The organism is Bacillus sp. JJ1532, assembly GCF_036965085.1.
Taxonomy (GTDB): Bacteria; Bacillota; Bacilli; order Bacillales; family Cytobacillaceae; genus Cytobacillus.
Genome location: NZ_JBALOW010000044.1, coordinates 103,834 through 113,630, shown reverse-complemented (window position 1 = coordinate 113,630; position 9,797 = coordinate 103,834). Strand labels below are relative to the sequence as shown.

8 protein-coding genes are annotated in these 9,797 nt (G+C 37.8%); all 8 read right to left on the bottom strand.

Going from position 1 to position 9,797, the window contains the following annotated elements; genetic code table 11:
• Window positions 1–110: 110 nt before the first annotated feature.
• Window positions 111–890, bottom strand: a complete 780-nt coding sequence (codY, locus tag V7122_RS15320) for a GTP-sensing pleiotropic transcriptional regulator CodY (protein WP_335346317.1) — start codon at window positions 888–890, stop codon at window positions 111–113.
• A 102-nt stretch (window positions 891–992) separates the two neighbouring features.
• Window positions 993–2,399 (bottom strand): HslU--HslV peptidase ATPase subunit, encoded by a 1,407-nt coding sequence (hslU, locus tag V7122_RS15315; protein WP_335346316.1) that lies wholly within the window; start codon window positions 2,397–2,399, stop codon window positions 993–995.
• 18 nt (window positions 2,400–2,417) lie between these two features.
• Window positions 2,418–2,960: an ATP-dependent protease subunit HslV gene (gene hslV / locus V7122_RS15310; RefSeq protein WP_335346315.1), complete on the bottom strand. Its 543-nt coding sequence runs from the start codon at window positions 2,958–2,960 to the stop codon at window positions 2,418–2,420.
• Window positions 2,961–3,036: 76 nt separating this feature from the next.
• Window positions 3,037–3,939 carry a tyrosine recombinase XerC gene (gene xerC / locus V7122_RS15305; protein WP_335346314.1) on the bottom strand — a complete coding sequence of 301 codons (903 nt, stop codon included), beginning with the start codon at window positions 3,937–3,939 and terminating at the stop codon, window positions 3,037–3,039.
• Window positions 3,940–3,995: 56 nt separating this feature from the next.
• Complete coding sequence (gene trmFO / locus V7122_RS15300; RefSeq protein ID WP_335346313.1) at window positions 3,996–5,309, bottom strand: FADH(2)-oxidizing methylenetetrahydrofolate--tRNA-(uracil(54)-C(5))-methyltransferase TrmFO; 1,314 nt, start codon at window positions 5,307–5,309, stop codon at window positions 3,996–3,998.
• A 173-nt stretch (window positions 5,310–5,482) separates the two neighbouring features.
• On the bottom strand, window positions 5,483–7,558 hold the full coding sequence (gene topA / locus V7122_RS15295; protein WP_335527444.1) for a type I DNA topoisomerase: 2,076 nt from the start codon (window positions 7,556–7,558) through the stop codon (window positions 5,483–5,485).
• Window positions 7,559–7,858: 300 nt separating this feature from the next.
• Complete coding sequence (dprA, locus tag V7122_RS15290; RefSeq protein WP_335346993.1) at window positions 7,859–8,731, bottom strand: DNA-processing protein DprA; 873 nt, start codon at window positions 8,729–8,731, stop codon at window positions 7,859–7,861.
• Between the two features lie 94 nt (window positions 8,732–8,825).
• A complete protein-coding gene (gene sucD / locus V7122_RS15285; RefSeq protein WP_335346992.1) occupies window positions 8,826–9,728 on the bottom strand; it encodes a succinate--CoA ligase subunit alpha in 903 nt (300 codons plus the stop codon).
• Window positions 9,729–9,797 lie beyond the last annotated feature (69 nt).

Here is a 9,797-nt window from a genome sequence, read left to right as displayed (position 1 = left end):
AAATGATAAATTGTAACAAAAATAAAGCAAATTTTCATTTTACTTAAAATTTGTAAAAAATATGTAATAAAAAAACCCCTTTCTTGTCGAAAAAGGGGTTTGTTTAGAAATTAATGAGATTTTAATTTCTCAAGTTCAAATAAAAACTTATCATTCAGAACCTTAATATAGGTTCCTTTCATTCCAAGTGATCTGGATTCAATCACTCCTGCGCTTTCTAATTTGCGTAAAGCGTTAACGATTACTGATCTTGTAATCCCTACGCGGTCTGCAATTTTCGAAGCTACGAGCAAGCCTTCACTGCCATTTAGTTCTTCAAAAATATGCTCAATTGCTTCTAATTCACTGTAAGAAAGCGAACTAATGGCCATTTGTACAACTGCTTTACTGCGGGCTTCTTCTTCGATTTCCTCTGCTTTTTCACGTAAGATTTCCATACCAACCACTGTAGCTCCATATTCGGCCAAAATAAAATCATCGTCATGGAATTGTCCATTCAATCTTGCAAGAATTAACGTACCAAGACGTTCCCCGCCTCCGTTAATTGGAACAATTGTTGTTAATCCTGTGCTGAAAAGATCTTTGTTTTCTACAGGGAAAGCTGTATATTCGCTTTCTACGTCAAGATTAGGTGATGTCTCCTGAATATTAAATAGATTATTCGTATATTCTTCAGGGAATTGACGATCTGCAAGCATTTGCTTCATACGATCATTTTCAATTTGCTGGTTAACTGCAAAGCCTAGTAATTTTCCGCGTCGACTAAGTACAAAAATATTAGCCGTTATGACATCACTTAATGTTTCTGCCATTTCTTTAAAGTTAACGGGTCTGCCAGCTGCTTTTTGCAGCATCGCATTAATTTTTCTAGTTCTTGATAATAAATCCATTAGTTTTTCCTCCATTTTGCTTAACAAAAAAGCTTATTCTATTTTATCTTGAAATAATAAAAATTATTTGTCTATCTATTCACATATAACTTAACAAAAACTTTACAATATAAATTGGCTTAAATCTTTGTTCCGCGAAATTGCACCTAATTTCTCTTCAACATATTGAGGAGTAATCGATATCTTTTCCATCGTTACATCTGGCGCTTCGAAAGATAAATCTTCAAGCAGCTTTTCCATTATCGTGTGAAGACGTCGCGCTCCAATATTGTCGGTATTTTGATTCACTTCAAAGGCAAATTCAGCAATCCTACGAATAGCATCGTCAGAAAATTCAATTTGTATACCTTCAGTTTCCAATAAAGCTTGATATTGTTTAATAAGGGCATTATCAGGCTCAACTAAGATGTTAAAGAAATCCTCAACGGTTAGCTTCGTTAATTCTACACGGATTGGAAAACGCCCTTGCAGCTCCGGAATTAAATCTGAAGGCTTCGCCATATGAAACGCTCCAGCTGCCATAAACAGAACGTGATCAGTTTTTACTGTGCCATATTTGGTTACGACTGTAGACCCTTCTACAACTGGAAGAATATCTCTTTGGACACCTTCTCGTGATACATCTGCAGATGATCCTCCGTTATTGCGGCTTGCAATTTTATCAATTTCATCAATAAATATGATGCCGGACTGCTCAGCACGAAAAACAGCTTCTTGAGTCACTTCGTCCATATCTATTAATTTTTGCGCTTCCTCATTTGTTAATACATTTCTTGCTTCACTTACAGTCAGTTTTCTTTTCTTCCGGCGCTTAGGCATTAACCCGCTTAATGCATCCTGCATATTCATGCCCATTTGTTCCATTCCAGAACCTTGCAGCATGTCAAACATGGATGGAGGCTGTTCCTCTAGCTCTACAGTAATGAATTCATTTTCAAGTTCACCTAAGGCTAGTTTTTCTTTCACTACCTTGCGTTTTGCTTGAATATTCATATCATCTGAAGTTGTTGAATCTTGATCTGACTGATCATTGCCTCCACCAAATAGCATTTCCAGTGGATTCTTATAATTTACAGTCTTTTTATTTGAAGGAACTAACAATTCTACTATGATCCGATTGGCACTGTCTTCTGCACGTTCCTTCACGCTATTCATCTTTTCTTCCTTAACGAGTCTTACAGATGTTTCTACAAGGTCTCTAACCATTGATTCAACATCTCTTCCAACATATCCGACTTCTGTAAATTTAGTCGCTTCCACTTTAATAAAAGGAGCCCCGACTAACTTTGCCATTCGGCGGGCAATTTCAGTTTTTCCAACACCCGTAGGTCCAATCATTAATATGTTTTTAGGACTAATTTCATCACGGAGCTTATCTTCTAGTAATCCACGGCGATATCTGTTTCTTAATGCTACAGCTACTGCCTTTTTTGCATCCTTTTGGCCAATAATAAATTGATCAAGTTTTTCAACAATTTGACGGGGTGTTAAATCCGTTCCTTTAACCATCAGTCAGCTCACCATCCCTTAAAGTTCTTCTACTACAATATTGTGATTCGTGTAAACACAAATTTCAGCTGCCATTTCAAGAGAGGCTTTTGCAATTTCTTTTGCAGTTAAATGATCCCCAGCGTAACGTTTTAATGACCTTCCTGCTGCAAGTGCATAATGTCCGCCGGAGCCGATTGCCAATATCCCATCATCAGGTTCAATAACCTCACCGGTGCCAGAAATAAGCAGGAGGTTTTCCGCGTTCATGACAATAAGCATTGCTTCAAGCTTACGCAATATCTTATCGCTTCTCCATTGTTTAGCTAGCTCCACAGCGGCTCGCTGCAAATTTCCATTGTATTCTTCAAGCTTGCCTTCAAACATTTCAAATAACGTGAAGGCATCTGCAACTGAACCTGCAAAGCCGGCAATTACCTTCCCATTAAATAGCTTCCTAACCTTACGTGCAGTGTGTTTCATGACTACCGCATTTCCAAAGGTCACTTGACCGTCTCCAGCCATTGCGCAATTCCCCTTGTGATGCACAGCGAAAATAGTTGTTGCATGAAATTGAGACATTCTTATATCCTCCTTTGCCGTTTATACGTAAACTAAAGCTTTGATTTACAAATTCAAGTTTTCGTAAATCTGTATCTTAAGCTCTTGGATGGTGTGCTAAATAAGAATTTCTTAAATATTCGCCAGTAACATGCGTATATACTTGTGTTGATGATAAAAAGGCATGGCCTAACAATTCCTGGACGGTTCTCATATCCGCTCCATTAGATAGTAAATGTGTGGCAAACGAATGTCTTAGCATATGTGGATGAATTTTGCCATTTAAAGACGATTGTTCAATTAGTTTACTAAGGATATGCCTTATCCCTCGAGGCGTTAATGGTCTCCCTCTGCTATTCAGAAATAAATAATCATTCGGAGCTTCTTTTGTTAGCAAGCTTCTGCGACCGTTATTTATGTAATATTCCAAAGCATCATGTGCAAAGCTGCCAAAAGGGATATACCTTTGCTTGTTTCCCTTTCCATGAACCAAAACAGTTGATAAGTACATATCAATATCTTTTAATTGAATATTGCTGCATTCGCCTACGCGCATACCAGTAGCATATAGAAGCTCTAATAACGCTTTATTTCTTTGCCCTAATATCGTTTCCGTTTCACATGCATTAAATAACTCTTCCAATTCTTCCTCATAAAAAAATTCCGGAAGCTTTTTTTCAAGCCTTGGAATGGAAGCTAGGGCAAAAGGGTTTTCACTAACTATTTTCTCCCTGACAAGGAATCTAAAAAAACTTCGCAAACAAGAAATTTTTCTAGCCACCGATTTTCTTGCAAATTTTCTTTCATAAAGCTTTGTAAGATAAATACGGACATCAGAATACTTTACATCCTGCAAATTGTTAATTGCTTGTTCATTTGTGAACAAAAAGAATTCGTTAATATCCTGTTGATAATACTCAATAGTATATTGTGAATAGTTTTTTTCAATTTGTAAATATTCAATAAACATCTTTAACGAATTGTTCACATTTTGGTCCATTCATTATCACCTCACAAGGGCTTCTAAATAGTATCATATTTTAGAAGCCCTTGCAATTAAATTCCCTCACTTTTCACAAAGTTCTGAATTGTTTCTAACGCTCGGTTTGCATGCTGTTCGTTACGTTCTTTTTTTCCTCTAATTTTAACAGGAAGTTCAGGCAGCAACCCAAAGTTAGCATTCATTGGCTGAAAGCTTTTCTCGTTAGCTGATGTGATATATCTTGCCATACTTCCAATGACCGTTTCATGCGGAAATTCTACAAGATCCTCACCATTAAGCAATCTGGCTGCATTTATTCCTGCTACCAATCCGCTCGCAGCAGATTCAACATAGCCTTCAACACCAGTCATTTGTCCTGCAAAAAATAAATCTTCTCTGTTAATGAATTGATACGTGGGCTTCAATACCTTCGGGGAGTTAATAAAAGTATTACGATGCATAACCCCATAGCGGATAATTTCAGCATTTTCTAATCCCGGTATTAATTGAATAACCTCTTTTTGCGGACCCCATTTTAAGTGAGTTTGAAACCCAACAATATTATATAGTGTTCCTGCTGCATCATCTTGACGAAGCTGAACTACTGCATATGGTCTTTTTCCCGTTTTTGGATCCTCTAAACCAACTGGTTTCATCGGACCAAAAAGCATTGTTTTCTTTCCTCTGTTTGCCATAACCTCAATTGGCATACACCCTTCAAAAAAGATTTCTTTTTCGAATTCTTTTAATGGAACGGTTTCAGCGCTAATTAAGGCTTCGTAAAATTTATTGAATTCTTCCTCTGTCATCGGGCAGTTTAAATAGGCGGCTTCTCCTTTGTCATAGCGTGATTTAAGGTAAACCTTATCCATATTAATCGATTCTTTTTCAATAATTGGTGCTGCCGCATCATAGAAATATAAGTATTCCTCACCTGACAATTCCTTAAGCTTCAAAGATAATGATTCACTTGTTAATGGTCCTGTAGAGATGATAGTAGTACCATCAGGAATATTAGTAACTTCTTCTTGAATGACAGTCACATTGGGATGATTTTTCACTTTATCCGTTACTCGTGCCGCAAAGTCATGGCGATCAACAGCCAATGCCCCTCCAGCAGGCACAGCACTAGCATCAGCTGACTCAATAATAATTGAATTTAATTTTCGCATCTCTTCTTTTAGAACTCCTACCGCATTCGTAAGCGTATTTGCACGAAGCGAATTGCTGCATACGAGTTCCGCGAATTTATCTGTGTGATGAGCAGGTGTTTGCTTCACAGGTCTCATCTCATAAAGCCTAACATGAATCCCTCTATTAGCAAGTTGCCATGCAGCTTCACTTCCAGCTAACCCAGCACCTATAACATTTACTGTTTTATCCTTCATTTTCTGACCTCCACGTTTCAAAAACATAGCTATCTTACTTTACACCTAATCGATATCATTTTGCAATTAAACAATACACAGATTTATGATTTTTTCTATTATCATTCCCTAAATATCCTAAAATGAGGAAGATTTCAGTCCCCATAAGAAAAGAGTGAGCCAATAGCCCACCCTTAACCTTGCTTCTCTTCCTTGTAATCACATTCGATGCATTGAACTTGAACACCTTTTTTCAGCTTCTTTTCTATAAGAAGATTCTCGCATTTTGGACAGCTGCGCGGTAAAGGCTTATCCCAAGAAATAAAGTCACATTCAGGGAAACGGTCACAGCCATAAAAAATTCGCCGTTTTTTACTCTTTCTCTCTATAATATTTCCTTCTTTACACTTCGGACATGTAACGCCAATCTCTTTAACAATTGGTTTTGTATTTCTGCAATCAGGGAAATTGCTGCAAGCCATAAATTTTCCGTAGCGACCCATTTTAAAGACCATTGGGTTTCCACATTGTTCACAATCTTCTCCTGCAGGCTCATCCTTAATTTCGATCTCTTGCATTTCTTTTTCTGCTATTTCTAGATGTTTTTCAAAATTAACGTAAAAATTATTGATAATTTCTATCCAATTTACCTTTCCTTCTTCAATATAATCCAGATCTTTTTCCATCTTTGCGGTAAATTCAACATCTAGAATATTCGGGAAAAATTCAAACATTAACTCATGAACAATTTCTCCAAGCTCAGTTGGGATAAATCGCTTATTATCTAACGCTACATATCCGCGCTTTTGAATGGTATCCAGAGTAGGCGCAAATGTGGAAGGGCGTCCAATCCCACGCTCTTCAAGTGTTTTTACTAATCGTGCTTCAGTATACCTTGGCGGAGGCTGCGTGAAATGCTGTTTCGGATCAATATCCTTTTTAATGACCTCATCACCCTCTTTAAGGTCAGGAAGCATTTTATCTTTTTCCTCAGCCTGATCATCAGTGCCTTCTACATACACTTTCATAAACCCAGGGAATTTCACCTTAGATCCCGTAGCTCTAAAAATAACATCGCCATTCATTAAGTCTACACTCATCGTATCCATAACGGCTGAAGCCATCTGACTTGCCACAAATCGCTCCCAAATTAACCTGTACAATCGCAGCTGATCTCTTGAGAGAAATTCTTTTAAACTGGCTGGCTCTTTCGTTACACTTGTCGGTCGAATAGCCTCATGGGCATCTTGCGTATTCGATTTCTTTTTCTCTTTCTTTTTATCCACCTGCAGAAAATCCTTGCCATAAGCTTCTTCGATAAATTGGGAAGCCTCTCCTTGAGCAACTTCTGAAATTCGAGTAGAATCCGTTCTCATATACGTAATTAACCCGACTGTTCCCTCTTTGCCAAGGTCGATTCCTTCATAAAGCTGCTGAGCAAGCATCATTGTTTTTTTCGCCCGGAAATTTAATTTTCTTGCTGCTTCCTGCTGAAGTGACGAAGTAGTAAATGGAGCAGCAGGATTCCTTTTACGTTCTTTTTTAGTAACTGATGTTACTTTAAATTTGTTCCCATTCATCTTACTTAATACAAGCTGAACAACATCTTTTGATTTTAAATCAAGCCTGTTAGTCCCTATTCCATAGAAAGATGCTTCAAAGCTGTCTTTTCCTTTTAGGAAATCGCCTTCAATGGACCAATACTCCTCAGGTTCAAAAGCTTTAATTTCTTTTTCCCTGTCAATAATTAAACGAACTGCTACAGATTGTACTCTGCCGGCACTTAAGCCCTTTTTTACTTTTTTCCATAATAAAGGGCTAATATTATATCCAACGAGCCTGTCAAGCAGCCGTCGCGCTTGCTGGGAATCAACGAGGTCCATATTAATAGGTCTTGGATGTTTAAACGATTCTTTAATCGCATCCTTCGTTATTTCATTAAAGACAACTCGGCAATCAGATGAAATATCCATATTAAGGCTGTGTGCCAAGTGCCAGGCAATAGCCTCTCCCTCACGGTCGGGGTCAGCTGCGAGATAAATTTTCTTTGCCTTTTTTGCTGCTGTTTTTAACTCCTTCAATACTGGGCCTTTTCCGCGTATTGTAATGTATTTCGGCTCGTACTGATTTTCTATGTCAACACCCATCTGACTTTTCGGAAGATCTCTAACATGTCCCATGGATGCTCTAACTTTATATTTTTTTCCAAGATAACGCTCAATCGTTTTCGCCTTTGCCGGCGACTCAACGATTACTAAAAACTCAGACATCAATAGTCCTCCTTAAGAGGGGATTTTAAAAGAAATATCAACTATTATTGTACAACAGTTTCATCTTTGTCAAACATTATTATCCAATTTAAAACGGTTTCATTAATTTATTAACGATTTATTATGGAATTTATCATTCTTAATTTCGAACGTCTGTTGCACAATGTATAACAGTTCCGAATTAAATTCAAGCCTTTTGAATAAAATCAGAAAAAATAATTCAATAATTCTATTCTAATAAAAGTAAATATTCTTTTTTTAGAATTATACAACAATTTCAAACAAAAAATACATATTTGTTTAATAAACTAATTCTTCTATTATATCTTCCGAAGATTTGACAAGCTTTGCCCCTTGTTGAATTAGCTCGTTCGTGCCAGCTGAATATGGACTAAAGATATTCCCTGGAAGGGCAAAGACTTCCCTTCCCTCCTGAACTGCATAGTTAGCCGTAATTAATGAGCCGCTCTTACTCTTAGCTTGTACAACGAATGTACCTTTGCAAATCCCGCTAATGATTCTGTTCCTCATAGGGAATTGCCATTTCATTGGTCTCGTAATAGGCGGATACTCTGAAAGGATTAATTGGTTTTTCATCATTTTAATAGAAAGTTCTCTATTCTCCTGCGGATAAATGTTGTACAATCCCCCCGCAATGACACCGATTGTTTTTCCCTTTAAATGAATGGCAGTTTCGTGGGCTATCTTATCAATTCCCGCTGCCAGCCCGCTTACAATCACAATTTTATTTTCAATTAATTTAGGAAAGAACCTTTGAATAGCATCTTCCCCATAGTCATTATACTGCCTTGAGCCAACAACTGCTAAATGCAAATGATTTTTCAGTAATGATAGATCGCCTTTCCCATAGAGGACCCAAGGGGGCTGATAAATTTCCTTTAATAATTCTGGGTATTCATCATCAAATATTGTAATCATGCTAATGCCATTTAATTGATACTGGCTAATTTGTTGAGGGATAAAATCTGAATGAAGATCATGAAGAATGGTAGAAGCAGTAGTGGTGTTTGTATTCTGGAGAAAAAGATCATGGAGAGTAAGGTTGTAAAGCCGCTTAAGCTCTGGATCAGCCTTTAAAATATTTAATATGGTTTTCCATCCTATCCCCCTGCAGTGGTGTAAATGAATTAATCTAAATTTAAAATCGTCCATTGGAAGCCTCCTAATCATAAATATTGCTCATGCAGAATAGCCCCCCTAAAAAAGGGGGGTCTGCATGAAGTTTTAGCTAATTTTCATTAGCGGATTAATGTGTTTTACACTTCTCATAAAGCCCTTTTTCTTTAAGGACTTTAATTAATGTTTCTCCCATTACAGATGGGGTCTCAGCAACTTCAATTCCACATTCATTCATGACGCGGATCTTTTCGTCAGCTGTTCCTTTTCCGCCTGAAATGATAGCCCCAGCATGTCCCATACGCTTTCCTGGAGGTGCAGTACGTCCGCCGATAAAGCCGACAACAGGTTTCGTCATATTCGCTTTAACCCACTCTGCAGCTTCTTCTTCAGCTGTTCCGCCGATTTCACCGATCATGATAACCGCATAAGTTTCTGGGTCTTCGTTAAAAGCTTTCAGAACATCGATGAAGTTTGTTCCGTTAACAGGGTCTCCGCCAATACCAACCGCGGTCGTTTGACCGATACCTGCTTGAGTTAACTGATGAACGGCTTCATATGTTAATGTTCCAGAACGTGAAACAACGCCCACATGACCTTTTTTATGGATATAGCCTGGCATAATTCCAATTTTGCACTCATCAGCAGTAATAACTCCAGGACAGTTAGGACCAACTAGACGAGTTTTCTTGCCTTCCATATATCGTTTAACCTTCACCATATCTAGTACAGGAATATGCTCTGTTATACAAATAGCAAGGTCAAGCTCAGCGTCAACAGCTTCTAGGATTGCATCTGCAGCAAATGGAGCAGGAACATAGATAACTGAAGCCGTTGCTCCAGTAGCTTTAACAGCTTCTTGAACAGTATTAAATACTGGTACACCTTCTACTTCAGAACCGCCTTTACCAGGAGATGTTCCTCCGACAATTTTTGTACCGTATTCTAACATTTGTTTTGTATGAAATAGTGCTGTAGAACCTGTAATTCCTTGCACCATAACTTTTGTATCTTTGTTAATAAATACACTCACGATTATTCCCCTTTCTGGTTTTCAGGTACACCGCTGTTTAAAGCTTAATAGCTTTCAGATGGTTTAGGT